The 26,474-nt window shown below is 71.2% G+C and carries 14 protein-coding genes; all 14 read right to left on the bottom strand.

Annotation, left to right across the window (positions count from 1 at the left end; all coding sequences use genetic code 11):
• Positions 1-2 precede the first annotated feature (2 nt).
• On the bottom strand, positions 3-1,307 hold the full coding sequence (locus ElP_RS07195; RefSeq protein WP_145267968.1) for an NPCBM/NEW2 domain-containing protein: 1,305 nt from the start codon (positions 1,305-1,307) through the stop codon (positions 3-5).
• A gap of 32 nt (positions 1,308-1,339) precedes the next feature.
• Positions 1,340-2,434, bottom strand: a complete 1,095-nt coding sequence (locus ElP_RS07190; RefSeq protein ID WP_145267967.1) for a prenyltransferase/squalene oxidase repeat-containing protein — start codon at positions 2,432-2,434, stop codon at positions 1,340-1,342.
• A 40-nt stretch (positions 2,435-2,474) separates the two neighbouring features.
• Positions 2,475-3,362: a hypothetical protein gene (locus ElP_RS07185; protein WP_145267966.1), complete on the bottom strand. Its 888-nt coding sequence runs from the start codon at positions 3,360-3,362 to the stop codon at positions 2,475-2,477.
• Between the two features lie 3 nt (positions 3,363-3,365).
• Positions 3,366-7,289, bottom strand: a complete 3,924-nt coding sequence (locus tag ElP_RS07180) for a DUF4175 family protein (protein ID WP_145267965.1) — start codon at positions 7,287-7,289, stop codon at positions 3,366-3,368.
• Between the two features lie 68 nt (positions 7,290-7,357).
• Positions 7,358-9,781, bottom strand: a complete 2,424-nt coding sequence (locus ElP_RS07175) for a VWA domain-containing protein (RefSeq protein WP_145267964.1) — start codon at positions 9,779-9,781, stop codon at positions 7,358-7,360.
• Between the two features lie 49 nt (positions 9,782-9,830).
• Positions 9,831-12,065 (bottom strand): BatA domain-containing protein, encoded by a 2,235-nt coding sequence (locus ElP_RS07170; RefSeq protein WP_145267963.1) that lies wholly within the window; start codon positions 12,063-12,065, stop codon positions 9,831-9,833.
• 142 nt (positions 12,066-12,207) lie between these two features.
• Positions 12,208-13,128 carry a DUF58 domain-containing protein gene (locus ElP_RS07165; RefSeq protein ID WP_231749531.1) on the bottom strand — a complete coding sequence of 307 codons (921 nt, stop codon included), beginning with the start codon at positions 13,126-13,128 and terminating at the stop codon, positions 12,208-12,210.
• A complete protein-coding gene (locus ElP_RS07160; RefSeq protein WP_145267962.1) occupies positions 13,085-14,164 on the bottom strand; it encodes an AAA family ATPase in 1,080 nt (359 codons plus the stop codon). The genes ElP_RS07165 and ElP_RS07160 overlap by 44 nt, the downstream gene beginning before the upstream one ends.
• A 133-nt stretch (positions 14,165-14,297) precedes the next feature.
• Complete coding sequence (locus ElP_RS07155) at positions 14,298-18,761, bottom strand: outer membrane protein assembly factor BamB family protein (RefSeq protein ID WP_197446784.1); 4,464 nt, start codon at positions 18,759-18,761, stop codon at positions 14,298-14,300.
• Between the two features lie 426 nt (positions 18,762-19,187).
• The gene (locus tag ElP_RS07150) at positions 19,188-19,958 is read right to left on the bottom strand and encodes a carboxypeptidase regulatory-like domain-containing protein (protein WP_145267960.1); all 771 of its coding nucleotides are present in this window, start codon (positions 19,956-19,958) and stop codon (positions 19,188-19,190) included.
• Positions 19,959-20,065: 107 nt separating this feature from the next.
• Positions 20,066-20,812 carry a QcrA and Rieske domain-containing protein gene (locus ElP_RS07145; protein ID WP_145267959.1) on the bottom strand — a complete coding sequence of 249 codons (747 nt, stop codon included), beginning with the start codon at positions 20,810-20,812 and terminating at the stop codon, positions 20,066-20,068.
• Positions 20,813-21,549: 737 nt separating this feature from the next.
• Positions 21,550-23,313 (bottom strand): phosphoenolpyruvate--protein phosphotransferase, encoded by a 1,764-nt coding sequence (ptsP, locus tag ElP_RS07140; RefSeq protein WP_145267958.1) that lies wholly within the window; start codon positions 23,311-23,313, stop codon positions 21,550-21,552.
• Positions 23,314-23,513: 200 nt separating this feature from the next.
• Positions 23,514-25,196 carry a permease gene (locus ElP_RS07135; RefSeq protein WP_145267957.1) on the bottom strand — a complete coding sequence of 561 codons (1,683 nt, stop codon included), beginning with the start codon at positions 25,194-25,196 and terminating at the stop codon, positions 23,514-23,516.
• Positions 25,197-25,257: 61 nt separating this feature from the next.
• On the bottom strand, positions 25,258-26,445 hold the full coding sequence (locus tag ElP_RS07130) for a sialidase family protein (RefSeq protein ID WP_145267956.1): 1,188 nt from the start codon (positions 26,443-26,445) through the stop codon (positions 25,258-25,260).
• Between the last annotated feature and the right edge of the window lie 29 nt (positions 26,446-26,474).

Raw genomic sequence — 26,474 nt, 5'->3', positions numbered from 1 at the left:
GGTCAGTTGCCAACGGACTCGGGTTCGGGTTCCTCCCCCGGGGAGGGTTTTGAGCGGATCAGGCGGGCCTCGATCCAGGCGGCATAATCCCGGACCCCTCCCCCCCGGCCGAAGTCGGTGGCGAGGATGAGGAACCGGCCGCCGGAGAGGTCGACGTCGATCGGGATCGGCTCGGCCCCCGCGGGCATCGGCGGCGAGGCGAATCGTTCCTCGCCGTCGACGAGGACCCGGAAGACGACGTTCCCCCTCGGCCCGGCGGCGTCGTCCATCGCCACCCGGGCCTGGAACCGGCGGTCGTCGGGTCCCAGCCGGTAGGCCAGCAGCGATCGGCTCTGCGTCCCCAGCCCCCGGACGTAGGTCCGGCCGCCGACGACCAGGGGGCCCCCGATCACCGAGCCGTTGGGGGCGACCGGACGCCTCGGGCCGACGTAGGGGATCGTCACCTCCCGCGCCGCCTGCTGGTCGGAGAGGTAGACGATCGAGTCGCTCAGCGCGTACAGCTCCGAGACGTGACCGAGGGAGAGGTCGACCTCGGCCCCGAACGCCGTCCGCCCCGCGAGTCGACCGCCCTCGGACCTCGATTCGAGGAGCCGGATCCGGCTGCCGTCGGTCAGCAAGAGGTCGAGTGCCGGGGGATCCGGCTCGGGATATTGGACGAGGCCGGGGTCGAGCCCGATCGCCCGGACCGTCCGCCTCGGGAGCCTCAACGCCCGGTCGGCATCGCGGTAGGAGATCTCGTCCGTCGTCATCGCCGAGAAGGTGATCTCGCGGCGGTCCCCGTTCTCCAGCAGCAGGAGGTCGGAGGTCCGGGTCGCCTCGATCAGGGCCCGGATCGTCCGATTCGTGGCGGAGGGGTCGCTCGAAGGGCCGGTGGTGAACCCCAGCACCGCCTCGAGCGGCACCTCCAACTCGCCCAGGATCGGCGACCGGATGGCGATCGCTCGCTCATCGGCCGAGTCGATGATCCCCCGAATTCGCTCGAACCCGGGGAACACGAGGACGGCGGCATCCGCCCCGTCCTCGATCGGGTGCAGCCCTTCTCGGGAGAGCTTGACGAGCGTCCCGGCGTCGATCTCCCGCTCCTCCCCCTCCTCGACGACCAGCGTCACGCCGCCGGAAGGGGAGAGGGACCGGATCCGGCCGGTGACGGCCGGGCCCTCGGTCAACGTGGCCTCGAACCTGGGGTCCGACGCAAGGGGGCCGGGGTCGTCCTGCCCGCCGGCCACTTGCAGGAGCGGCCCGAGGAGCAATGCGGCGATGGCAATCGGGATCCGGATCGGGTCGGAGCGTTCGGGTCGGGTCGTCATCGGCGATCGGCCCCGGGTTCGGCTGGCCTGGCCTAACGCTGGAAGATCGGCAGGCAGCTGAAGGGGAACTGGAGGATGATCAGGGCCATGGCCGTCCCGTAGGCCGGTCCGAAGCCGTCGGCCCACGAGCCGTCGGGTTCCTGGTCGTTGAGCAGTTCGTCCCGGATGGCGGGATACCAGCGGTTCCAGTCGTCGCCACCCCGGATCCACATCGCCTGGGCGGCGTAGTAGTGGCCGTAGAAATAATGCGGGAGTCGGCGGAGGAAGCGATCGTCGGGGCGGTGCTGCTTGAGGTAGTCGATCCCTTCGTCGACGGCCGAGCCATCATAGACGGCGGCGCTGTAGAGCGCCACCACCCCGGCGGCCGAGCGGGGGAAGGCGCTCGAGCCCCCCCGGAGCATGTAGCGGAAGCCGCCATCGGGGTTCTGGGCCTGCTTGACGTAGTCGATGCAGGCGTCGACCGTCTCCTTGGGGATGAACAGCCCGGCGTTGCGGGCGGCCCGCAGGGCGTTGATCTGGCAGATGGTCACCGAAAGGTCGGCGTCGTCCCGGACCGGCTGGTACCGCCAGCCCCCTTCCTCGTTCTGGGTGTCGATGATCAGCCGGACGGCCCGTTCCAGGACCGGCCTGAGTTCGGCCCTCCGGGACATGCCGTAGGCCTCGGCCAGGAAGAGCGTGGCGAAGCCGTGGCCGTACATCGGGTTGTTCGACGGCGGCGGGCTGGAGACGAAGCCGGAGGCGTCGGCGCAGGAGATGACGTAGCCCAGGGCCTCGTCGATGTTCCGGCCGTATGGGCCCCGGCCGGGGGAGGAGCCGTTCCCCATGAAGGCGAGCCCGGCGAGGCTGGCGATCGCCGCCCGGTAGGATCCGCTCCCGTAGGAGCCGTCGGCGGCCTGGTTGGCCCCGAGCCAGGACAGGCCGCTGTCGATCGCGCCGAGGGCCCGGGCATCGACCAGGGCGGAGTTCCCTTCGGGGACCTCCCCGGTCCTCCCTTCCCGGAACCCGTCTTCCTGGCGAGCGGACGCGGCCCCGATCGGGCCGGCGACGGCGAGCCCGGCGCCCATCAGGCCGAGCCGGAGGACGCGGCGTCGGGAGGCGATTGCGGCAATCCCGTCGGGTCGGGACATGGGGGATCTCCTCGATCGATCCGGCCGGGCCGGGGGCGACTCAACGCTCGATGCTCTTCTTGGCGACGGAGAGGAAGTAGTTATTGATCAGGTCGCGCTTGCCCTCCAGGGGCATCATCCGGCTGACGTTGCCCATCACGTCCCGGAGCGAGTCCTGCAGGTGTCCCCAGGTGTCCTTGGCGTTGACCAGGGCGGGGTTCTGCTCGGGGGTCCGGGGTGGGGATCCGGTCTGCTCGTTGTTGCTCTCGCCGCTGGGGTCCTGGCCCTGCTGCGGCTGTTGCTGGGGCTGGCCGGCCATCTCGGTCTTCTGTTGCTGGCGTTGCTGCTGCTGCTGGATCTGTCGGATCCGCCGGAGCAGTTCGTCGAATTCCTTCACGATCTCCTGCTGCTGCTCCCGGGTCTGTTCCCCGGTGTCGAGCTCGGCGAGCCGCTTCTCGACCTCTCGCATCTTCTTCATCGCCTCGGAGAGGGGCCCGCCCTGCTCGTCTTGCGGAGGCCCGTCCTGGTCCTTGGGGGGATCGATGCGGCCGAGGAGTTTCCGGAGATAGTCGTCGAAGTCCTGATCCTCCCGGTCGAGGACGGACCGGGCGTCGTCCCGGAGCTGGTCGGGGGAGTCGGGCGTCGCTCCCGGGCCGAGGTCGGTCGGGGCGGGGCCGGCGGCGTCGGGGCGGTCGGTCCGGGGCCCGAGGATCCCCTGGAGCAGCTCATCAACGTCCTGCTCCTTGTCTCCGAGTCCCGCCGGGGCCTCCTTCTCCACCTGCCCTTCGCCCCCCGGCTCGTCCTCGGGGACTTCGGCGCCCGCCGAGGGCTTGGTGCCGCCCTGGATCTCCTCCAGGAGCTTGTCGAGGGGGTCGTCCTGGGAGGCGGCCGGCAACGCCGAGGCGAGGACGAGGGCCAGCGCCGGGAAGAGGGATCGGGTCGCGGGCATGGGTCATTCCTCCAGGCCATCGGGGCGCTTGGGTTGGATCAGGTCTCGGAGCAGGTCGGCGATGGTGTGCTGGTCTTCCTCGAGGCGGACGAACTCGCGTTCCTGGGCCTCGGAGAGCGGTCCGTCGGCGTCCTTCAGCTCGTCGAGTTCCTGGGTACGAATATTGATATCTTCCTGCATGGCCTTGAGCATCCGGATCTGGGCCTCGGCGGGGATGCCGTCGCCGGGGTTGCCCTGCTGGCCGGGCTGGCCCTGCTGGCCGCCCTGCTGCTGCTGCTGGTCGCCTTGTTCTTCGTCCTCATCCGGGGGGTCGAGGGAGGCCACGAGGCGTTCGAGCCATTGGGAGGCGGCCTCCTCGGCCCGCTGGGTGTCCCGGCCCGTCTCGACCCCGGCGAGTCCCTCGGCGGCCTCGACCATCCGGGCGGCGGCGCGTTCGAGGGACAGCTTGAAGACGGGGGCGCCGTCGAGTCGCTCGGTCAGCGATTCGGTCTCCTCCTTCAGGCCGGACTGGGCCCGGCCGAGGTTCCGGACGTCGAAGCTGTCGGCCCGGGAGAGCCGACCGCCCCCGGCCTCCCGACGCCGGTCGAAGGCGACGGTCTCCTCGATCAGCCGCTTCTGTCGATCATTGTACGCCCGGAGCTGGTCCCGGATCTTGGCGAATTGCTCCATGAGAAGGCGATCCTGGGCCTCCTGGATCGCCTGGTCGGTCTCCGCGATCGCCTGTTCCAGGTCTTTCAGGGCGTCCTCCTCGTTCTGCCGGGCTTCCTCGCCGTCGCCCTCGTCGAGTTCCTGGCCGGCATTGGCCATCCGGCCTGCGGCCCGGGAGCCGGCCCTGGCGGCCTGATCGGCCCGGAGCTTCCGGAGCTTCTGGAGCTGACGACGGAGCTCCTGCTCCAACTGCTCCTGTTCCTTGGCGAGTTGCTGGAGCCGTTCCTGATCACCCTGCTGGCCTTGCTGGCCCCCTTGCTGTCCCTGCTGGCCCCCTTGCTGTCCCTGCTGCCCCTGCTGGCCTCCCTGTTGTCCCTGTTGTCCCTGCTGGCCCCCTTGCTGGGCCTGCATGGTCTTCTTCAAGAGTTCGGCCTGCTTGAGCTGGGCCTGGGCGAGCTCGTCCCGAGTCTCCTTGAGCTGCTTGACCAGGCGTTCGAGGTCGTTCTCCCGGCGGTTCTTCAGGGTGTCGACGAGATCCTGGATGGCCTCTCGACCCTCGTCCTGGGCCTGACCGGCGGGGCCCATCTGGTTCTCGGAGACCCGCTCGGCGGCCTGTCCCAGCTTGCCGGAGGCGCCCTGGTTCCGGATGTTCTCCAGCGCGTCCTCGAGCGCCTCGGCGGCGAGCGGGTCGGTCTCGGCGAGCCCCTCGTTCAGTTCGTCCATTCGGGCGGTCAGATCTTGCAATTCGTCGGAGACGTCGCGCTGACGGTCGGAGAGGTTCTGGAGGTCGGCCTGCTGTTCGGCGTCGAGATCCTCGGGCCGCTTGCCCATCAGTTCCGGGTCGGTGGCTCGCTGCTCGGTCTCCTTGGTGATCGCGTCCTGGTCGTTGAGAAGGCGCTCGGCCTCCCGGGTCACGCCCCGGAGCGTCTCGAACTCGCTGAGCCCCTGGAGCATCGCATCCAGCTCCCGGGCGATCGCCTGCTGGCTCTCCCGGGATTCGTCGAGCGACTGCCGGGCCTCAGCCTGTTCCGGGTCGATCGGTCGGTCGGTCGAGGGTTGACCCTCGGGCTGGGGTTGGGATTGGCCGGGGGCGGTGCCTTCCCCGGTCTCGCCGGCCGGGGACGGCGTGTCGGGCTGTGCCTCGGCATTGGCGGCCTCGGCGTGCTCCTCCCGGGCGGGCTCGCCTTGGTCCTGACGCGGGGGCTGTTGCTGCTCCCGGGGATCGAGGCCCCGGAGGGCCCGCGAGATGCCCTGCTCCGCGGGACGGATGTGCTCGGCCCGGAGGCGGTCGACGACGGCCTTCATCTGACGCATCTGGTCGGACACCTCGGGGTCGTCGACGTTCGCGTTCTCCATCTCGTCGAGGAACCGTTGGAGTCGGTCGGAGAGACCATTGCCCGACTCGTCGAGCCGACCGCCGACCTGGCGTTGCATGACGGACGCCTCTCGGAGTTCGTCCCCCGTCTTCGGCTCGACGGAGCCGGTCGCGTCCAACTCGGTGATCGCCTCCCGGACGGGGGGCATGGCGAGCTTCTGCATCTCGGCGATCCGCTCGATCTCGTCCCGGATCTCGCGGCGGCGGTCGTCGAGCTGGGTGCGGAACTCCTCGTCGGAGATGACCCGGATCCGCAGGGGTCGGCTGCGGGACAGGTGCGGCCCGGGGTCGTCGGGGCCGGAGAAGAAGTCCCGGGCCTCGGCATAGGCCGTGATCATCGCGCCGGGCTGGAGGGCCATCGACGCGAGTTCGAGGCGATGTTCGACCTCCTGCTCCTGGGACCGCCCGGCGTCGATCGAGGCCTCGGCGGTCCAGAGCGGGACGACGTGGTCTTCCGACTCGGCCGACTCCGGGGCGGTGGCGGTGAACAGCAGCCGGACGAGCTGGAGGCCGTAATCGTCCTCGGCCCGGATCCGGATCGGGACGGTGGCCGAGGCGGGGACCGAGACGTCGAACTGGGGCTCGACGATCAGGGACAGGGGCGGAGTGTCGACGATCGATCGCAGCTCATATCGGGTGGCCTCGGGGTTGGTGAACCCGTCCAGGTCCTTCAACGTGAACCAGAACGAGCCGGCCCCGGCGGCCTCGATCGTCGCGTCGAGGCGGGACCGGTCGCCGAGCAGCGCGACCGGCAGGCCCGTCGAGGCGTCCTCGTTCATCAGCTCGGCCGAGGTGAGCGGCTTGTTCGCCCGGGCGGAGAAGCGGACCTGCGACCCTTCGAGGGCCCGGATCTGGGTCTGGTCGGGGGCGAGCGTCTCGACGGCGGCCTCACGCTCCTCCTCGGAGGCGAAGGGCCGGGTATAGGGGGGCGGGACCACCCGGACCTGCACCTCGTCGAGCGTCGGCGGGGGGACCACGGCCACGTCAATCCAATCGGTCGAGTCGTCCCCCGCCGCCACGTAGAACCGGAAGGGGCGGTTGACCACGTCGAGGCGGCCGTGGAAGGCTCCATCCTCGTCGGGCCGGAGCGGGGCGTTGACGGTCTCGCCGTCCTCGAACCTGTAGGTCACCCGGGCGGAGCCGGGTGGCCGTCCCTGTAGGCTCCCCTCCAGGAGCTTCAGCGGCGGCGCGACGTGGCTCAGGACCTCGAACCAGGCCCGGGGCGGCACCACCGGGAGTTCCCGACCGACCTCGGCCCGGGCGGTCAGCTCGTAGGACATCCCCCGGGCGATCTTCACCGGGACCTCGGCGATCGACAGCTCCGTCCGCTTCGGCCAGGCGACCTCGCCGAGCAGGAACCGCCGGACCGCGATCGACTGGAACTCGGGGGCCGCCACCGACTCGGCGACCAGCATCGCCACCGCCCAGGCCGCTAGCAGGCCCGCCAGCCGGAGCGGCCGGGGGTCGACCACCCGGGAGAAGTCGAGCGACTCGACTTCCGTCAGCGCCTGGGAGATGGTCAGCTCCCGGAGCGCCTCGGAGCCGTACCGGCCGTCCTCCCCGTCGGCGGCCCCCCTGGCCTTGAGGAAGGCGATGGTGCTGGAGAGGCGCTCGTTGAGGTGCGGCCAGCGGCGCTCGATGAGGAGGGCGAGCCTCAGGTCGTCGAACGGGACCGTCAGCGGGCGGATCAGCTCCCGCCAGGCCACCAGGGCGAGGACGACTCCGGCGATCACCAGCGCCGCGAGCCGGACGTCCCAGGCTAGGGGGACGAACCAGTCGATCCAGGTGATCGCGATGAAGGCCATGACGGCGGCGAAGGCGACCCAGCAGAGCCCCCGGAGGGCGAGCAGTCGGCGGAGGCGGCCTCGGAGCCCGGCGATCCGGCGATCGAGCGTTCCAGTCATGACGGTGCCGCTCCCGACTCGATGAGGGAAAGGGATGGGGCGGACCCCGGGGGCTCGGGAAGAGTGACTCAGACCATCTGCTTCCGCTTGCGCAAGACCCACTCCGTGGTCAGCAGCCCGAGGAACAGCGAGAGCACCCGCCAGTCGTTCCAGAGCGGGATCGGGGGGTCGGTGTCCAGCGGGATCTTCCTCGCCGGGGGCAGGGCGTCGAGCAGATCCCCCTCGTCGAGGACCGAGCGGTATTCGCCCCCGGAGATGGAGGAGGCCCGGACCAGCTCGGCGCGGTTGAGCTGCACCTTGTCGCGCTCGTCGGCCGGCGGCTCGACGCGGAACTCGGCCGTCGGCACCTCGCCCTCGAGGATCGGGGGGGGTAGAAGCCGGATCCGATAGTCCCCCGGCGCCGGGTTCGGCAGGATCGCTTCGAAGGCCTCGGCGGAGTCCCCGGTCGAACGGAGGACCACCCGCTCGGGATCCCGGCCCGACCGCTCGACCTCGACGGCGACTTCGCCCGACCTCGGCGCCAGCCCGGCGCTGAGGAACCGGACGCGTATCAGCACCGGTTGATCGGACTGATAACTCGACCGGTCGGTCGCCAGCTCGGCCGGCCGGTCCCGGTTGAGCCGGGACCGGGCCATGAAGCGGAGAGTCTGGATCCAGAACCGGCCGAAGTAGCGGTCTGCGACCCCGATCCGCCACCGCCAGGTGTCGTCGATCCCCATAAACAGCGCCTTGCCGGCCCCGACGAACTGGTACGCGACCAGGGGCACCGGCCCGTCGGCCCCGGTGGCGGCCGGATGCTCGGCCAGCACGAAGGCGGCCGGCTGCGTCCGGGGGGCTTCGACGTACCAGTAGTGCGGCGGGAGGTTGTTCCAGACCTGGAGGCTCGACGCCTCGTCGTCCGCCAGGCGGAAGAGGGGGCTGGAGCGGCCCTCGCCGGTCAGCCGCATCTGGAACGGCTCGATCGACTCGCCGCCGAGGATCGGGTTCCGGGCGCCGGAGAGCTGCACGGGGATGATCGGCTCCAGGGGGGTCCCCTGATAGGAGACCGGGTTGAAGAATTCCCCGGCCGCGAGGACCAGCCCGCCCCCCTGCTCCGTCACGAAGTCGGCGAGCGATTGGAGCTGAGAGGCGCTGAAGTAGAGCGGGTCGGCGTCCCCGAGGATGATCACGTCGTAGGAGAACAGGCCCTCCTCCCCCTCGGTCGAGGTCGGGAAGGTGGGCAGGGCGGCGGCGTCCTGGGCGCTGTATTCGGGGTCGGCGGTCTGGAGGACCACGTCGAGGTCGATCGACTCCGGCCGACGTTCCAGGAACGTCTTGAGGTAGCGGAACTCGTAGCGCGGCTGGCCGTCGACGAGCAGGACCTTGATCTTGTCCTCCCGGACGGCGATCGTCCGCCGGAGCCGGTTGTTCTCCGATCGGTCCTCTCGGGGCTGCTCCTCGGCGACGACTACGTAATCGAACCGGCCGATCTCCTCGGGCCGGTGGACCAGCTCGAAGGGCACGGCCTGGCCGTCGGGGGGGGCGTCGACCTGCACGGCGGCCACTTCGCGGCCCCGGTCGACGGCCGAGTCGCCCGAGTCGGGCGGGGCCTCGATCAAGCGGACCGAGATCGGCCTCCCTTCGAACCCTCGGGAGGACAGCTTGGCCTCGAACCGGACGGTGTCCCCCACGAAGACGACGTCGTCGACGACCAGATCCGACAGGGCGAGGTCCCGGGGAGGCGTGTCGTCGCCGACGCCGATCGTGAAAATCGGCACCCCCTTGCGGGCGGCCAGCGGGGCGACGTCGGAGAGGGCCTCCCCCCGGGTCGTCTGGCCGTCGGTGAGCAGGATGATCGCCGACGGCGGCGCCCCCCTCAGCTCGGTCAGCACCTGCCGGACCCCGACGCCGAGGCGGGACTGCTCACCCTGGGCCTGGACCTCGCCCATCGCCTCAAGCGCAGGGCCGATGTCCTCCGGGTCGGTGACCTCGGCCAGCTCCCGGGCCGACCCGGAGACCAGGTAGAGCCGGACCCGGTGCTGTTCCTGGAGCGACCTCAGCAGGGAGGCATCATCCCGGGCGAGCCAGGACCGGACCAGGGCGAACCGGCTGGCGTCGGGCTGGTCGGTCTCCCCGGCGAGTTCCCTGGCACGTGCCCCGGCCGCCTCGTCGGCGTACTGGTCCTCGCGGACCATGCTGGCCGAGTCGTCGGCCATCAGGACGAGGTAGGGGAGATCCACCCGCTCGACGACCAGCACCGCCTCTGCGATCAGGAACATCGTCAGCACGAGCAGGCCGACCCGGAGCGAGGCGAGCCCCAGACGGTAGAAGAGCGACCCGCCCCGCTCCCCCAGATAGAGGCGGACGATCAGGAACGTGCCCACCAGCAGCACCAGTAGCAGCGCCCCCTGGGACCACGGCCGTTCGAATCGCAGGTACGGGGTGAGCTCCTCGCCGGGGGAGGCGGGGGAGGCCCCCATCTGCAGTGCCAGGTTTCGGAGCAGCGATTCCATCGTCCGGCCGCCCTGGTGGGGCGGATCCTGTCGGTTCCGGGGCGAACGATCAGCGTCGTCGGCCGATCCACCAGGCCAGGGTCGACTCGCCGAGCACCAGCCCGAGCACCCCCAGCAGCAGGGCGCGGTGCAGCTCCCCCCTCCTCCCCACGGAGGCCGCGGCCGTCCGGTCGACGGGTCCGCCGTCCCACCGGGAGAAGGTCCAGCGGGGGAACAGGGCCGAGAGGGTCGCGTCGTCGGCCCGGGCGGGGTCGCTCTCGGCCGGGTCGGGGTTGGCGGCGAAGGTCAACTCCCGGGTCGGCGCCGGACCCAGCCGGGCGGTGTAGATGCCGGAGAGGTCGGTCCCCTCGAACCGGAACCGGGGACCGTCGTCCCCCTCGTCCGCCAACTGCCCGGGCTCCTCCCGGCCGTCGGGGCGGATGACCGTCGCCGAGGCGCCCGGGGCGTCGTCCGGGATCGCCTGGTCGAGCGGCTGGCCGACCGGGACGTTCCGTTGCGACATCCTCCCCGAGGCGGCGAACAGGGCCATCTGCTCGACCACCGGGGGGTAGCTCGGGTGCAAGGGCCAGGTGGTCCAGTCGTCGTCGGCCGTCGTGGCGACCTGGACGACGAAGCCGCGATGCCGGGGCATGGTGAGCACGGCGGGGCGTCCGTCCGTGAAGGCCAGCGCCCGCCTCGCGTTGGAGCCTTCCGGCAGGAGCAGGTCGAACGACCGCCAGGTCTTCACGCCGGTCAGGCCGGCGACGACCTGCGCCGGGGCCCCCTGATAGATCGAGACGATCGGGTGCGCGAAGCCCAGGGGATCGAACTCGGGCGCCCGGGCGAGTTGCTCGGCGGACTCACCCCCGGCGTCGACCACCTCCCCGAGCCGGGCCGGCAGGAAGCCAGTCCCCTCGGATTGCTCCGAGCCGGGGATGCCCGCGAAGATCGCCGCGTTGGCCTCGTCGACCTGGACCCGGTCCCCGGCGAAGTAGACCACGCCGCCCCCCTGCCGCAGGAAGCGGTCGATCGCCCCCACCTCCCCCCGGCTGATCCGGGCGACGTTGCAGAGCATGATCACGTCGTAGCGTCCCAGGTCGCGCCGGGAGAGCTGCGACTCGGTCACGACGTCGACCCGGATCGGCGACGGCGTTTGGTCCGAACCCTCCGAGGGGCTGAGCGCCTGCGCGAGGTAGTCGGTCTCGGACTGGAACGGCTCGGGGTTGTAGTCGCCGTTGACGAGCAGGGCTTCCAGGTGATCCCGGACCGGGACGGCGAGCCTCCGGGAGTCGTCGACGGCGAGCCGGTCCTCGTCGAGCCGGATCTCGACGACGTGGTCTCCGGGATCCTCGAAGCGATAGGAGAAGGCGACCGGGACCTCCTGCCCCGGGGGCAGGTCGACCCTCCGCTCGGGGCCGAGCTTCCCGTCCACGACCAGTTGGGCCCGGACCCCCGACTCGACCTCGGGCCCGAAATTGGCCAGGCGGGCCGTGATCACGGCCGAGGGGCCCCCCCGGACGACGATCGGCGTGTCGAGCGCCAGGTCCACCACCGCCCGGTTCGACCGGCCGGCGTCCCCCAGGTCGACGACGACGCAGTTGGCCCGGTCACGCTCCAGCTCGTCCACGGCCCGCTTCAACGCCGAGTCGTCCTCCTCCCCGACCCGCCAGGTCATCCCCTGGAGGTCGGTGAGGAACAGGACCTCCGACTGGGGGAGGTCGGACGAGTCGAGCACCTCCCGGACCTTGGCCAGGGTGGCGTCGACATCGCCCGTGCCGTGGGTCGGCCGGAGTTGCTCGATCTCCTGCCGCACCTCGGCGTGATTCGGCGAGGGTGCGCCGATGACGACCCGCGGAGGGTCGCCCAGCATCAGGACGCTGATCGCGTCCCCGTTGCGGGCCCCCTGGACGTAAGCGTCCGCATACTCGACGGCCCGGGAGAATCGCGAGGTGCCCGCCGGGGCGTAGGCCATGCTCATCGTCCCGTCGAGCACGATCACCCGGTGGGTCCGGCGGCCGGCCAGCAGGGGGACCGCCCCGGTCGACTCCAGGAAGGGCTGCGCCAGTGCGAGCACGAGGCAGGCGACCAAGAGCGTCCGGACCAGCAGCAAGAGCCAGTGCTCCAGCCGGATCCGCTTCTGGTTCTTGCGGACCGCGGCCAGCAGGAACCGCATCGCCGCCCAGGATTCCTCGCGATACCTCCGCCGGTTCAGCAAGTGCAGCAGGATCGGCAGCGTGGCGGCGGCGAGCCCCCAGAGCAGCAGGGGGTTGGCGAATCCGATGGCCAGCAGCGTGGGGCTCGTCACGACGATCGTCCCGAATCGGGGGTTGGCGGTCGGTCGAGGGCGGAGGGCGTCGGCCCTGGCCGGAACGGGTCGGGGTGATCGGCGGTCCAGCACCCCAATCCTACGGCCCCGGGCGGCCCGCGGACAGGCCGGATCGGCCCCGTCAGGCGCGTCGGGGGCCCTTCCGGGTGCGGGCCAATCGGGTGGCGAGGTAGCCGGTCAGGGCGGCGTCGAGCGCCTGGTCGGTCCGCAGCGGCACGTAGTCGATATCGGCCAGTCGGCAGCCGGTGCGGACGGCCTCGGTGAAGGTAGCCATCTCGGCGAGGTAGCCCTCCCGCAGCGCGGTCGGGTCGGTGAGCAGCTCTTCGGGGATCTCGATGCCCTTGAACTTCGTGACCTGGCGGAAGGGGAATTCGACCTCGGCCGGGTCGAGGACGTGGAAGAGGACGACCTCGTGCCCCCGATGCCGGAAGTGCTTCAGGCCGGAGATCAGGTCGGCCGGCTCGCCGTCGAGCAGGTCGCTGATGAGGACGACGATCCCCCGGCGGCCGATCCGCTCCGCCATCTCGTGCAGGATCGGCCCCAGCCCGGTCCGCTCCCGGGCCGGCTCGGAGTCCATCACCCGGATCAGCTCCTTCAGGTGGGACGGCTGGCCCGAGGGCTTGAGGAACCGCCGGATCTTGTCGTCGAAGACCGCCAGGCCGACCGAGTCCTGCTGCGAGAGCACCAGGTACGAGAGGGCCGCGGCGATGAACTGGCCGTACTTCAGCTTCGACACGTTCTCCTCGGAGGCGTAGCCCATCGAGGCGCTGGCGTCGAGCATCACGTACGTCAGGAGGTTGGTCTCCTCCTCGTACTGCTTGAGGTAGTACTTGTCGGTCTTCGACCAGACCTTCCAGTCGATGTGGCGGACGTCGTCGCCGGGGGCGTACTCGCGGTGCTGCGAGAACTCCACCGAGAACCCGTGGTAGGGGCTCTTGTGCATCCCGGCGACGTAGCCCTCGACGATGAGCCGGGCCTGGAGGCCCAGCCCCTCGACGTTAGCCAGCGTCTGCGGATTTAAATAGCTTTGGTACTCGACCACCTTCGATTGCCTCGCTCGGGTCGGCCGGTAGCGACTGGATCAGCCGGGTGATGAGGTCGTCCGGCCTCAGCCCCTCGGCTTCGGCGTTGAAGTTGGTGACGATGCGATGGCGGAGCACCGGCCCGGCCACCGACCTGATATCCTCCACCGCCACGTAGGGGCGGCCCTGCAGCACGGCCCGGGCCTTGGCCGCGAGCACGAGGTACTGGCTGGCCCTCGGCCCGGCCCCCCAGCTCACGAAGTCCCGGACGAACTGCGGCGCCTCGGCCTGGCCGGGGCGGGTCATCCGGGCCAGCCGGACGGCATACCGGCCGACGTGCTCGGCCACCGGCACCTTGCGGACGACCTGCTGCAGCTCCAGGATATCGTCCCCCGAGAGCACCTTCTCCACCGACGGCGGCTTGGCCGAGGTCGTCACCCGGACCACTTCCAGCTCCTCGTCCTCGGTCGGGTAGTCGACCAGGATGTTGAGCATGAAGCGGTCGAGCTGGGCCTCGGGCAGGGGGTAGGTCCCCTCCTGCTCGATCGGGTTCTGGGTGGCCAGCACAAAGAACGGGTCGGGCAGCCGGTGCCGCTCCCCGCCGACGGTGGCCTGTCGCTCCTGCATCGCCTCCAGCAGCGCGGCCTGGGTCTTGGGGGGGGTCCGGTTGATCTCGTCGGCCAGGATCAGGTTCGAGAAGATCGGCCCGCGGAGGAACTTGAACTGGCGGACGCCGGTCGCCTTGTCCTCCTGGATGACCTCGGTGCCGGTGATGTCCGACGGCATCAGGTCGGGGGTGAACTGGATCCGGTTGAAGCTCAGGTTCAACGCGTCGGCCAAGGTATGGATCATGAGGGTCTTCGCCAGGCCGGGCACGCCGATCAGCAGGCAGTGCCCCCGGGCGAAGATGGCGATGAGCAGCTCCTCGAGCACGTCCTGCTGGCCGACGATGATCTTGCCCATCTCGGCCCGGAGGCCGACGAACGCCTGGGTCAGGCGCTCGACGGCGGCGAGGTCCTCGTGCTGCAACGGCGTGGGGTTCTCGGGGTCGGACACGGAGGCCTCCGTCGATCGGGGTGGGGCCGGGGGTCATCCCCCTCGGCTCATCGCGTCGGGCGCCGGGGCGACCCGGGTGGCGGTGATCGTAACATCTTCGGCGCCGGCCGTCTCGGGCCGGTGCCGTCCCTGGTCAGCGTCCCCCCGCCCCGGGGATCCCGGCGAGTTCCGGGCTCGACAACTGCCGGACGCCTCCGGACCCCGTGACGACCACGCCCCGGGGGTCGATGCCGACGAGGCGAGTCGGCCCCACGGCGTCGACCACCAGCCGTTGCACCCGCCGGCCGTCATCCCGTCGCAGCAGGTTCAGGACAACCGGCTCGTCCGGGCCGGAGCCGGGGGTGCCGTCGTCGAGCCGGTAGGCGAGCACGCAGTCGGCCGTTAGGCCGATCCCCCAGGTCTCGTTCACGTCGCCGGGCAGGTCGACCGTCCAGGTCCGCTCCCCGCCCCCCATCGCGATCGCCGAGACCGAGAGGCCTGAGCCCATCGCGCCGATCGAGAAGAGCGCCTCGTGGCCCAGGGCGGTCGCCTCGGCTCGGCGGTCGGGCCGGGTCCGCCCCAGGGGGGTCGACCAGAGGACCTCGCCGGTCGTCGGCTCCAGCCGCTGGATCACCTCCCCCCGGACGACCAGAAGGCGCTCGGCGTCCCCCAGCACCATCGGGTCGGCCGGGGATGGCCGGGGGGACGACGGCAGCACCGACTCCTCGCTCGACTCCCAGACCGTCCGGCCGGTGTCGAGATCCAGCAGCTCGACCGAGTCGCCGTCGGGCACCAGGGCGACCCGGTCCAGCGCCACGGGGAAGGGGTCACGTCGCCAGGGGGCGGTCGAGTCGTCCCGGGGGAATTGACCCAGAGTCCGCCCGTCCCGGGCGTCGAGCACGGCGACGGCGTTGGGCATCCGGAGCTGGATCACGACCCGAGCCAGCCCGAGCCCCAGGTGGGGGTCGATCGAGACCGAGGAGGCCCGGTAGGTCCACTGCGGCCTCCCGGAGATCGGGTCGAGGCAGACGAGGTCGCGATCCCCTCTTAGAAAGTAGATGCGGTCGCCATAGGCGCGGAACTCCCCCAGGCTCGCCCCTGAGTGGCCCGCCCTCGGGGCGAGTTTCCCCCCCGGTGTCGGGTCGACCGGCCCGAAGGCCAGCTCCCCCTCCCCGGGGGTGACTTCCCACAGGACCGTGCCGTCCCCATGGTCGATCCCCACGATCCGCCCGGAAGAGGCGACGACCAGCCGGCCTCCCACGACCGCCGACCACTCGGGACGCTCGCCGAGGGTGATCTCCCAGGCCACCCGGCCCGACCCCTCCTCGACCGCCCTGAGCTTCAGGCCGCCGATCAGGAGGTCCGGTCGGTCCCCGTCGGGCCCGGGGCGTCCGCCGGACGCGGCGATCGCGAGCGGCTCGAAGTCCCTCGGCCAGTCGCGACGGCCGGCCACTCGAAGCGGCGGTACGGCCCGATCCCCGCCGTCAGGACCGGTCTCGATGCGTTCGGAGACAAAGGAGTCGACCCGACGGACCCGGCCGGCGAGCTCGATCTCCAGGGCGCCGTATCGCGAGGCGGCCAGCCCATACGCCTCCCGTGCCTCCGGAGCCAGTGCCATGGCCTGGTAGCATCGTGCCAGGCCCAGCAACCCGATCGCCCGGTGCCGGTCCTCGCCCGGGGAGACGACGAGCCGGTGATAGGCCCCGGCCGCCTGATCCCAGTTCTCGTCCCCTTCCTCCAGCTCCCCGATGGCCGCGAGCGCCTCGGGGGCGCTGGCCGAGACGGGGTAGATCCGGGAGACTTCCGCCAGGAGCCGGGAATCCCGGGCGTCGAGCCCCCGGCGGAGCAGCTCCGCCGCCGCCTCCTCGTGTCGGGCGTAGACTTCCGAGCCCGAGGCCCGGATCAGCTCCCGGAGCCGGTCGACGATCACCAACTCCGCGTGGAGGCTCCGGCCCCCGTCGGCAGGCAGGTCGATCTCGCGGACCTCGGGGCGGTCCAGTAGGCCCTGCAGGACGTCGACCGCCCCCGGGTGGTCGCCCGACGCAGCGGTCGCGTCGGCGAGGGCGAGTCGGGCCGAGAGCCGCTCCCGGAGGCCGGGGGCGGAGCCCGACGCCTGCTCGAAGCGGTCGATGGCGCCGCTCGCGTCCCCCGACTGGAGTCGTCGGTCGGCCAGCCTCATCAGGATTTCGTATCGCTGCGCCCCGGCGGCCTCGGCCAGCCGCCGACCGTCGATCCGGTCGCCGGGGACGGCCCGCTCGATCGACCGGTCGAGGCTTTCAAGCGCCAGGAGGTCGTCCCCAAGGGCCGAGGCGGTCCTCGCGAGCCGGAAGTAATTGCTCGCGTCGTCGGGGTCTGCGGCGATCCGGTCCTCGTAGTACCGGATCATCCGCGAGGGCTTGCAGAAGACCCTCAGGTGCTCCTTCTCGGCGATCACGAGGTAGCCGTCGCCGGCGACGAGGTTCCCGCCCCCGCACCCGAAGACGGCCCGCAGCTCGATCGGCGGCCGGTCGGTCGGCCGGCCGGTCTGTTGGTCGAGCATGAAGAGCCGATCCCGGGTCGGCCAGTAGATCTCCCCGTCGGCCAGGAGGCCTCGCCCGTAACCTTCCAGGAGGGTCTGGCCGTCGGGCCACCGCGAGCGGAGGGTCCCGGAACGGGCGTCGATCGTCCAGACGTGGTTGCCGGTCGCCACGACCTTCCCGTCGGCGACCCCGAGCAGGTGGGAGACCCTCCCGCCGGGGTCGACCTGCCAGGCGAGCCGGCCCGTGTCGCGATCGAAGGCGAAGAGGCGGTCCGAGTCCTCCGGTGAAATAATCACCAGGTCCTCATGCACCACCGCAGGGTTGTGATTGACGGCCTCCATCCCCCCCCTCGGGGCGTCGAGCAGCCGGGGATATGAAGACAGCCAGTTGATCCGGCCCGACCGGGCGTCGATCGACGCCAGGGCCCCCAGGTCGGTCTGGTAATAGAGCGTCGATCCGCCGATTGACAGCAACCGGTGGCCCAGCTCCGGGTTGACGATCATCCCCCGGTTGCGGACCCCCATCCCCCGGGTGAAGCCCGGCGAGGTGCCCGAGCAGATGAACCGGACCCACTTCGTCCGGCCCGAGGCCGGGTCGAGGCAGGCGACCCAGGTCAGGGTCTGGGTCCCCGGCTTGAGCATCGCCACATACACGCCCTGGTCGTCGGCCAGCGGGGCGCCGCCGAAGGCGACCTGGCCCCGCAGGACCGCCGCGTTGGGCTGCTCGGGGGGGGCGATCACCTCGTCGGCGGTCCGGATCCAGGCCGGCGTCTCGGGCCTCCGGCGGTCGATGGCGACGATCGCCGTCGCTGGCGCCGAGACATTGTTCCTCATCTGGAACTCGGCCCCGGACGGGCCGAGCCGGGCGTAGACGCGGTCGCCGTAGACCGTCAGCGTGTGCCGCTCGACGCCGAAGGTCGGCCGGGCCGCCGAGGGGGAGCCGGGGGGGATGTTCGCCCGCCACGCGGGGGGGGGCACGGGACGCCCATCCGGGCTCCCTTCCAGCGCGTAGGATTGGATCTCGTTGCCGTCGGTCAGCAGCAGCTCGTCCCCGTAGAGCACCGGGAAGAACGAGGGGGAATCGTCCTGGGGGGTCCCCGGGTCGAGGCCGAAGCGTGGGGGGGAGGCGTTGAGGTTCGACGAGGTGTCGAAGCTGGCCCGGAACGGGATCGACCAGACCAGCTCGCCGGGGTCGACCGGCTCGGGGAGCACCTTGGTCCGCGTCGGGTCCCCGGCGAAGGTGGGCCATCGGGAATCGAGCCCCTCCGAGGCGCGGAGGGCGTCCTCCCGCATCGCGAGGGCGAGGATCTCGGCATACGTCCCCTCCCGTCCCGCGAGCTGCCCCTCCGCCCCGGGATACGACTCGGCGTACCGCCGGACCGCCCCGGGGCCGTCGCCCAGGCCGGCCGCCTCGTCGCAGAGGATCGCCTTGGCGGCGACCCGGGCGACATCGACGCTCGGGTCCGGGTAGATCCAGGCCAGGGGTGCGTCGTCCGAGGGGGGCAAGAGTCGCCGGTACAGCCCGGCCGCCTCGTCGAATCGGCCCTCCTGGAAGGCCAGGTCCGCCAGCAGTTCGGCGGCGTCGTCCCCCCAACCGCTGCAGAAGTACGCCTCGACCACCCGGCGGAGCGGCCCCGGATCCAGGCCATCCCGGCCCTGCTCGAACAGCAGTCGGGCCTGGTCGTCGACGCGATCGCGGTACGTCCGCAACGCCTCTGGGGGCAGCTGGGCCATCCGCCGCTGGGCGTAGTCGCTGACGTTGACGAACACCTCCAGCGTCTCGTCCGGGTCGGCCCCGGCGGCGTCGCTCGCCTCGTCGGGGCCGAGCGCCGTCAGGGCCTCGGGGAATTGCGAGATCGCCCGCTGGTAGAGCTCGACGGCCGAATCCCACTGCCCCTCGCGGACGTGCGAGGCGGCGGTCTTCAGCAGTGACTCGGCGGCGCTGCTCGTCTCGGGGTAGATCGCCGATGGCGGGCGGGCGACGTTGGGCTGGGCCCCGGCCTCGACCCCGGGCCGGAGGAGGGAGAGGAGCAAGGCGACCGCGACGCGATTCCCCCGGACGATTGAGCGGCGTCCGGTCGGTCTCGGGTGCTGGGACATCGGCGCTCCTTCCATAGATCGGCCGGCCGCCCCTCGGGCCGTGGCCGGGGAGACCGGGAAGGGACCCGGGGCGAGCGCCCCCGTCCTCCGAACCGGTTGACCCGGGCCGTGCTCGCGATCGGAACCGACCCCGGCTGCCGGGGGTTAGCGAGGTGAGCCTTACCCCGGGCCAGACCGTCCTGGAGTCTTCGAGGCATCAGGGAGCGGCGGAAGGGCCGGAAGGCAATCCTCGTGCCGACGCCCTCCCTAAGGATAGGAGCGTCAGGCACCGCCCGACAAGCCCCCGCACGATTCGGGGCCGCCAAGGAAAACGGCAGCACCGCTGCCCGGATCGGCACGCGAGCCGGACCGGGCCGACCCCGCCTCGGCCCGCTGGGCCGAGCCGGGATCGGTACGAGACGCTCCGGATGGCCGCCTCTCAGGGGTTCAACGGACCTTGCTCGGGTCGAGGGTCACCGGGCCGAGCGAGGCGTCCTTGCCGTCCTCGACGGTCACGGACTGCCCCCGGGCCAGTCCTTCGGTCACGTACCCGACCTTCTCGTGCCAGACCACCACGCTCTGCTCGCCGGCCGGGACCCCGTCGATCTCGAAGTTCCCCTGCTCGTCGGTCACGGCGAAGAAGGGGTGGTCGAAGACCATGACATAGCCCTGCATCCAGGGGTGGATATCGCAGGCCATCGGCATCGGCCGTCGCTCGGCCGACAGCGGCCGGGGCAGCTCGCCCTTGGCCGGGAGCATGAAGTTCACCGAGTTGGTGAATCCCTGGAGCCGAACGTTATGGGCGACCGGGTCGCTCGACTTGAACAACGCTTGCTGCTTCTCGTGCATCGCCACCAGGTGCGGCACGAACTTGCAGCCCTGCTGGTCGATCACCACCTGGGGCTCGTCGGCCAGGAGCTGCTCGGCCTTGTCCGGATTGTCCCCCTTGGGGCGGACGAGGTAGACCAGGCAGTACTTCACCCCTTTGGAGTCCGGGTCGACCACGAGGCTCTCGTCCGGGACCGGCTCGGTCGCGCAGACCTGGGCGTCCTTGACGTTCTCGCCCGCCTTCACCTTCGGGGGGAGTTCGGGGACCTGCGCGCCCCCCCAGACGACCTGGCCTTTGATCGTGCCATACTGGCCCAGGGCGGTCGACTGGGTCGCCAGGGCGAGGCAGAGGGCCGAGAGGCAAAGCATCGACGCGTTGAAAATTCGCATGAGGGTCTATCCTCGCGATTGGGGATCGAGTGGGGGGATCCGGAGGGATCCGTCCCCCGGATCCTAACAGAATCGAGTCGGGCGCGCAACCACCCGGGGGCGTCGGCTCACGGGAGCACCACGCTCTCCGGGTCGGCCCACTGTCCCCGCTCTTCCCGGTAGGTCCGACCCGGATCGACCCGGATCAGCCCATCCTCTCCCTTCGAGATGCGACAACGCTCCAGGGCCCGGGGGCTCGGCCCCCCCGAGACGAGCCCGGCGATCGTGAAGGTGCTCCCGTCGCAGGGGCATTCGAACCGGCCGCCTCCCGGATCCCAGACGACATCGCACTCACGGATCGGACAGGCCGCCCGGAGGGCGACGATCGAGTCGATCCCGTCGAACGCCGGAGATCGGACGAGCCAGAAGCCCCCGACGTCGACGAAGGCCTCGCTGACGACGCCCGCCTCGATCCCGTCGGGAGGGCCGACGATCACCTCCCCCGTGGGCTCCTCCGCCCCTTCGGTGAGGGCCAGGACGGCGAACGTCGCGGCGATCGCCCCTCCCACCACCGCCAGCGCCCCCCAGACGCCGACCGCCGGGATGAATTCGGAGAATCCGCCCTGTCCCCGACCCTCCCCCGATCGGAACGGGGCCGCCCTCACTGGATCCGCCACCGCTCGAGTGACCGCCGAGGCCCTGAGGCGATCGGCGAGTTCCAGCGTCGGATTCGAGCGGGCCGGAAGGGACGAGGCTCCCGGGTCGGGAGGGGCCCCCGGCTCGCCGGTGGGCCCGGGCGTCTGCCGGGACTCGGCCGCCCCCTCGGCCTCCGAGGTTCTCGCCCGAGCGGCGGCCAGCTTCTCCTTCACGGACATCGGCCGCCCCGGGTCCCCGGCCGATTCGCCCGGGCCCGCGCCCGTTGGGGGAGCAGGCTCGCGGACCTCCCGGGGGGCGGTCACCGGCCCGGCCTTCGGGCTCGGGGCCGAGGGGGGCCGGCTCCGGGCGGCGGCGAGCTTCTCCGAGACGGAGAGCGGTCGCCCGCCCGGGCCCTGGGCCGACGTCGGGGCCGGCGCGGCGGCGCCCGGGGTGCCCGCGGTCGACCCGGGTTCGGTCCTGGTCGGTGCCGGTCCCGGCCGGGAGTTGCTCGACTCGTCCCCGGATGCCCCGTCGGGTCGGCTCCTGGCGGCGGCAAGCTTCTCTTTCAGCGACATCGGCCGCCCATCAAGCGGGACGGGAGGGGGAGGTGGCTGCTCGGCCGCGGACCCGATTCGCTCGACGGGCGTCGAGCCGGGGGAGGCCGATGGACGAGGCCCGTCGGTCGGCTCGTCGGGCGACCCCGCCGGGGGGGGAGCCGGCGGGCCGGGCGACCGAACCGCGGCGATGATCTCTCTTACGCTCGGACGCTTGGCCATCGGAGGCGACCCGTTCCCTGTCAATGCGGCGAGGGGTGAGGCGTCGGCGGGCCTCCCGGTCCGAGGGCCGGGACGAGGCCGGCACTCCAGCCGAGCCGTCCCGGTCGGTCCCGGGATCGAGGTGGTCGATCGCCCGGATCGCCCAGGGTATCAGGCGACGGGGGGCGAGACAATCGGGGCCGAGGCCCGTCCCGGCCGACTCAGGTGAAGTCGAATAGCTCGAGATCCCGGGAGATCTCGTGGAGGCGTTCGGTGAGGTAGCGGCGGATCTCCTCCCGGGTCTTGAGCTGGAGGACCTGGTGGGAGAACCGCTCGGCCTGGGGGGTGGAGACGGAGCGGAGCAGGGCCTTGATCGTCGGCACGAAGGCCGGGCTCATGCTGAACCGCCTCAGGCCGAGCCCGAGCAGCACGAGCACCGACCGGGGCTGGCCGGCCATCTCCCCGCAGAGCGTCACCGGGGTCCCGGTGCGCCGGCAGGCGTCGAAGACGCTGCGGAGCATCCGGAGCACGGCCGGGCTGAGCGGGTCGCAGAGGTGGGCGACCTTCGGGTTGTCCCGGTCGGCGGCCACGAGGTACTGGATCAGGTCGTTGGAGCCGATCGAGATGAAATCCGTCTCCTGGAGGATCGCGTCGATGCACATCGCCGCGGCCGGCACCTCGATCATGACGCCCGTCTTCACGTCCTCGTTGAAGGGGACTCCCGCCCGCTTCAGGTTGCGCCGGGCCTCGTCGACCAGCCGATTGACGTGGCGGAGTTCCTCCAGCGTCGTGATCATCGGGAAGAGGATGCTGACCTTCCCGTGCCGGGCGGCCCGCAGGATGGCCCGGATCTGGACCTCGAAGAACTTCGGGTGCTCGAACGACAGGCGGATCGACCGCCACCCCATGAACGGGTTGGCCTCGTGCTGCCGACCGAGGTAGGCGACGGTCTTGTCGCCGCCGAGGTCCAGGGTCCGGATCGTCGCCGTCCGGTCGGGGGCGGCCTCGATGACGCGCCGGTAATTGTCGTACTGCTCCTCCTCGTCGGGCACGTCGGGGTGCGTCAGGAAGAGATACTCGGTCCGGTACAGGCCCACCCCGGTGGCCCCCACGAGGGAGGCGGTGGCCGCGTCGGCGACGGTATTCACGTTCGCCAGCAGCTCGACGAGCGTCCCGTCGGAGAGGCAGGCGGGCTGGTCCCGGTTGATGACCAGCCGGTCCTTCAGCTCGAAGAAGTCGCGCTGCATCTTCCGGTAGGCGGCCATCGTCTCCGGGTCGGGGCGGACGACGACGATGCCGTCCCGGCCGTCGACCACGATCGTGTCGCCGGTCCTCGCCTCGGCGATGATCCCGGCGGCGCCGGAGACGGCGGGGATGCCCCGGCTCCGGGAGAGGATCGCGGCGTGGCTGGTCCCGCCGCCGACTTCGGTGACGATCCCCGAGATGGGCATCTCGCCCAGGCTGATCGCCTGGCTCGGCAGGATCTCGTGCGTGACCAGGACGATCGGCTCGCCGTCGCCGAGCGTGTCCGGGGAGGGGCCGCCCAGGCCGGTGACGCCCAGGTGGGCGGTGATCCGGGCGAAGACGTCCCGCAGGTCCGCCATCCGCTCCTGGAACAGCTCCTGGCCGGCCCTGGCGAAGATCGAGGCGTATTCCTTCAACACCGACTGGAGGGCCGACGAGGCGGTCAGCCGGGAGTTCCGGATGCCGTCGTGGACCTTCGAGAGCAGCGAGGGGTCCCGCAGCATCTGCAGGTGGGAGCGGAAGATGTCCGCCTCGCCGTCGCCGAGTTGCTGGGCCACCTTGGCGATGATCCCGTCGAGCTCCCCCGCCGCGGTCCGGAGCGCCTCGTCGAAGCGGACGAGTTCCTCGGGGACGGACGCATCCTCGGCCAGGTACTGCGACTCGGACTGGCCGAGTGAGCCGTCCAGGCAGTAGGCCACGCCGACTACAACTCCGGGGCTGACCGCGATTCCTTTATACATCGTCTCACCGGCCATCCTGACACGCCGTCCCGGCCGGAAGTGAGACCGACCCGGGCCGGGGCCCGTCGCCGGCCGATCGCGGATGGGGCCCGAGGACTGGCGCCAGCCCCATCCCTCCAGACCGAACCTCACCGCCCATTGTGCCCGAATCTCCCCCGAGGGGCGAGGGATCCTCCCGGAATCGGCCGAGGGCGGGGGGCTCAATCTTGGTGGTCGCCCGGCCCGGGTGGCGTCCCGAATCGGCCGACCGCCAGCAGCACCAGCGCGATCCCCGAATAGCCCGCCGCCCAGTGGTAGGGCGTCTGCAGCCGGGACGCCTCGTACCGCCCCAGACCCTTCATCGCGTCGATCGCCCGGCCGGGGAGCATCACCCGCTCCTCGGGCAGCGGCGAATGGATCACCCCGAACAGGGCGAGCACGCCGGCGATCAGGAACGTGATCGACGCCGACCGGAATCGGCCGTCGATCAAGCGGGCCAGCGCCGTGGCCCAGAGCAGGCTGGTGAGGATGAATCCGCCGGCGAGCATCGTGATCGTCCCGGCCGACTTCCGCGTCGACTCGGCCAGGTCGGAGAACCGCACCCCGGCACCGGCCAGGGCCGGGTCGAAGAGCACCCCATCGAGTTGGATATTCAGCAGGTACGCCAGGGCCGGGACCACGGCCAATGCCAGCGCCGGGTAGTGGCGCCGGGGCGTGGCGATGAATGACTGCGCCGTGATCTCCAGGCCGATGAAGATCAGGATCGGCGAGACCACCACCTCCGGCAAGAGCCGGAAGATCCAGACGAAGAAGCCGAGCATCCCCGCCGCACCGATGAACAACGCGGTCGCCAGCGTGTAGGCCGATCTCCCCCCCATCGCCTTGTAGGCCGGGTGGCCGATGTAGGGGGTCGTCTGGATGACCCCGCCGAAGGCCCCGGCCACGAGCGTCGCGATCCCCTCGGCGAAGATGATCTGCCCGGTCGGGTAATCGTCCCCGGCCGCCGCGGCGCTCTCGGTGCAATCGATCCCGCCGACGACCGTCGCCAGGGCCAGCGGCAGGGCGATCGCCAGGGAATTGAGCACCTCGGCCCAGTTCCCCCCCAACCAGGCGAACCAGTCGCCCATCGGCAGCGGCAGCCCCAGCGCCATGACCATCGGCAGGCGCTCCCCCGAGCCCCCCGAGAGCCCCGGCAGGCCGGTCAGCTGTTCGACCAACCTCATCCCGTAATAGACCGCGCAGCCGACGATGACCGCCCCCAGCGCCCCCGGCACCCCCGCCGGCAACCGCCATCGGGCCGTCAGGGTGGCGAGGATCACCGCCAGGGCGGCCAGGCCCGGGATCGGGTCGGACATGATCGACAGCAGCGGCAGGAAGCTGATCACCACCAGCGCGATCGCCGCGAGCGATCCCAGCAACCCCGCCCTCGGCACGACCCTCCGGATCCAGCCGCTGAAAGGTGCGCAGAGGATCTTGAACAGCCCCGAGGCCAGCAGCATGCTGATGCCGACGAACCAGGCGTGCTCGGCGGCGTCCGGGACCGCCAGGCCCCGGTCCTTCGCGGCGACGAACGCCGGCCCGACGATCAGGAGCGACGTGCCGAAGATGCTCGGTGTGTCCAATCCCAGCGGCATGGCCGTCACGTCGGTCCGGCCCCGGCCTCGGGCCAGTCGGAAGGCCATGGCGGTGAAGATCAGGTCGCCAACGACCACGCCGAGCGCCGTCCCCGGGATCATCCTCCTGACGACGAACTCGGCCGGGATGCCGAACGCGTAGGCCAGGAGCGACGTGGTGATGATCAGGCCGCTGACGTTGTCCAGCATCAGGCCGAAGAACGCGTTGACGTCTCCCCGGGTGGCCCACTCGTACCCGGGTCGTCGGGGGCTCGGCTCGGCGGCATCCACGAGGTCACTTCTCCTCCGGGATCGCGGGGCGGGTCCGATCGGGGGCGGTACCTGCGGGCGATCAGTCCCCGCCCGCGTCGCCTTCGAGCACCCAGGCCTCGTCGAATTGGGCGTGGGTGATCGTCGAGCCCTCAGGCCTGCCGCCGTGCGTGTAGCTGACGTGGATCGACCCGTCTCGCGCCTGGAGGATCGACGGATAGTGGAAGGATTGCTTTCGATCGGGATCGACGACGAGGTGCCTCCGATGGGGCCACGTCCGGCCCTCATCCTCGGAGAGGGCGACGGCCAGGGAATGCCGATCCCGGGAAGTGTCGTTGAACGCCAGGGCCCACCGGCCGCTTTGCAGCCGGATCGCGTCCACCCCCGCCCCCGGGTTCGGCAGCCCGGAGCGGACGACCGGCGACCACGTCTCCCCGTCGTCCCCCGAGGTGCTCACGCAGATCGACGGGTCCGGCCCGTTGTCCCTCATGTAAGCCACGATCGTCCCGTCATCCCTGCGGACGAGGCTCGGCTGGATGTTGCCGAAGCCGATCATCGGGGTGCTGCACCGCCAGGTCTCCCCCCGGTCGTCGCTCAGGGCGACGATCGAGGCCGAGAAGGTGTCGGTATACAGCGGCAGCAGCCATCGCCCCGAGGGCAGCACGATTGGCCGCACCCGGGGCATCCAGCCGAGTCGCTGGTAGAGTTCGTCGTCGGCCCTCCGCGTCATCTGCTCGACCAGTTCCGGCTTCACCTCCTCGAGCGTCTCAGACGCCTCGCCGATCGCGGCCCGGTAGGCCTCGGCGAACCCCGTCGGCGTGACGTGCAAGACACCTCCCCGAGACCATCGCGGAGGCCCCTCCCCCTCGGCCCGGTCGGCGACCCGGTACTTCAGCAATGCCCCTTCCCACCGGTGGTCGAGGATCGTCGGGTAGAACAGCCAGAGCGAGCCGTCGGGGGGCACGAACAGGGCCGGGTTGCAGTCGGGATAGCCGGGGGTGTCGTCCATCAGGAACCGGGACCCCCAGGACTCGGAGCCCGGCGAGAGTCTGGCGCCGAAGATCTGCACGTCGTCAGCCTTCCGCTCCCCTGAACCCCGATACCAGGCCGCCAGCAGGCTGCCGTCCGGGCATTCGACCAGGCAGGAGGCGTGGTTGTGTTTCGCCTCGGGCGGGAAGAGTTCCCGGAACACCGGGGCAGGCTCCCCCGCCGGGGCCTGCGGGGCGATCAAGGTCAGCAGCAGCAATGCCGCGAGGTGCGATCGGGTCATTTCGGGGTGCCTTGCCTGGAGTTGCGTCC

Origin of the sequence: Tautonia plasticadhaerens (assembly GCF_007752535.1) — a bacterium.
Classification (GTDB): Bacteria; Planctomycetota; Planctomycetia; order Isosphaerales; family Isosphaeraceae; genus Tautonia; species Tautonia plasticadhaerens.
Note: the sequence above shows the minus strand (reverse complement) of the source record. Positions and strands in the feature narration are given on the sequence as shown.

Coding starts and splice junctions, on each gene's coding strand:
- ptsP (WP_145267958.1), bottom strand. CDS start 23,313: ATGTATAAAGGAATCGCGGTCAGCCCCGGAGTTGTAGTCGGCGTGGCC.
- ElP_RS07180 (WP_145267965.1), bottom strand. CDS start 7,289: ATGACTGGAACGCTCGATCGCCGGATCGCCGGGCTCCGAGGCCGCCTC.
- ElP_RS07175 (WP_145267964.1), bottom strand. CDS start 9,781: ATGGAATCGCTGCTCCGAAACCTGGCACTGCAGATGGGGGCCTCCCCC.
- ElP_RS07150 (WP_145267960.1), bottom strand. CDS start 19,958: ATGCGAATTTTCAACGCGTCGATGCTTTGCCTCTCGGCCCTCTGCCTC.
- ElP_RS07195 (WP_145267968.1), bottom strand. CDS start 1,307: ATGACGACCCGACCCGAACGCTCCGACCCGATCCGGATCCCGATTGCC.
- ElP_RS07155 (WP_197446784.1), bottom strand. CDS start 18,761: ATGTCCCAGCACCCGAGACCGACCGGACGCCGCTCAATCGTCCGGGGG.
- ElP_RS07190 (WP_145267967.1), bottom strand. CDS start 2,434: ATGTCCCGACCCGACGGGATTGCCGCAATCGCCTCCCGACGCCGCGTC.
- ElP_RS07185 (WP_145267966.1), bottom strand. CDS start 3,362: ATGCCCGCGACCCGATCCCTCTTCCCGGCGCTGGCCCTCGTCCTCGCC.
- ElP_RS07145 (WP_145267959.1), bottom strand. CDS start 20,812: ATGTCCGTGAAGGAGAAGCTGGCCGCCGCTCGGGCGAGAACCTCGGAG.
- ElP_RS07130 (WP_145267956.1), bottom strand. CDS start 26,445: ATGACCCGATCGCACCTCGCGGCATTGCTGCTGCTGACCTTGATCGCC.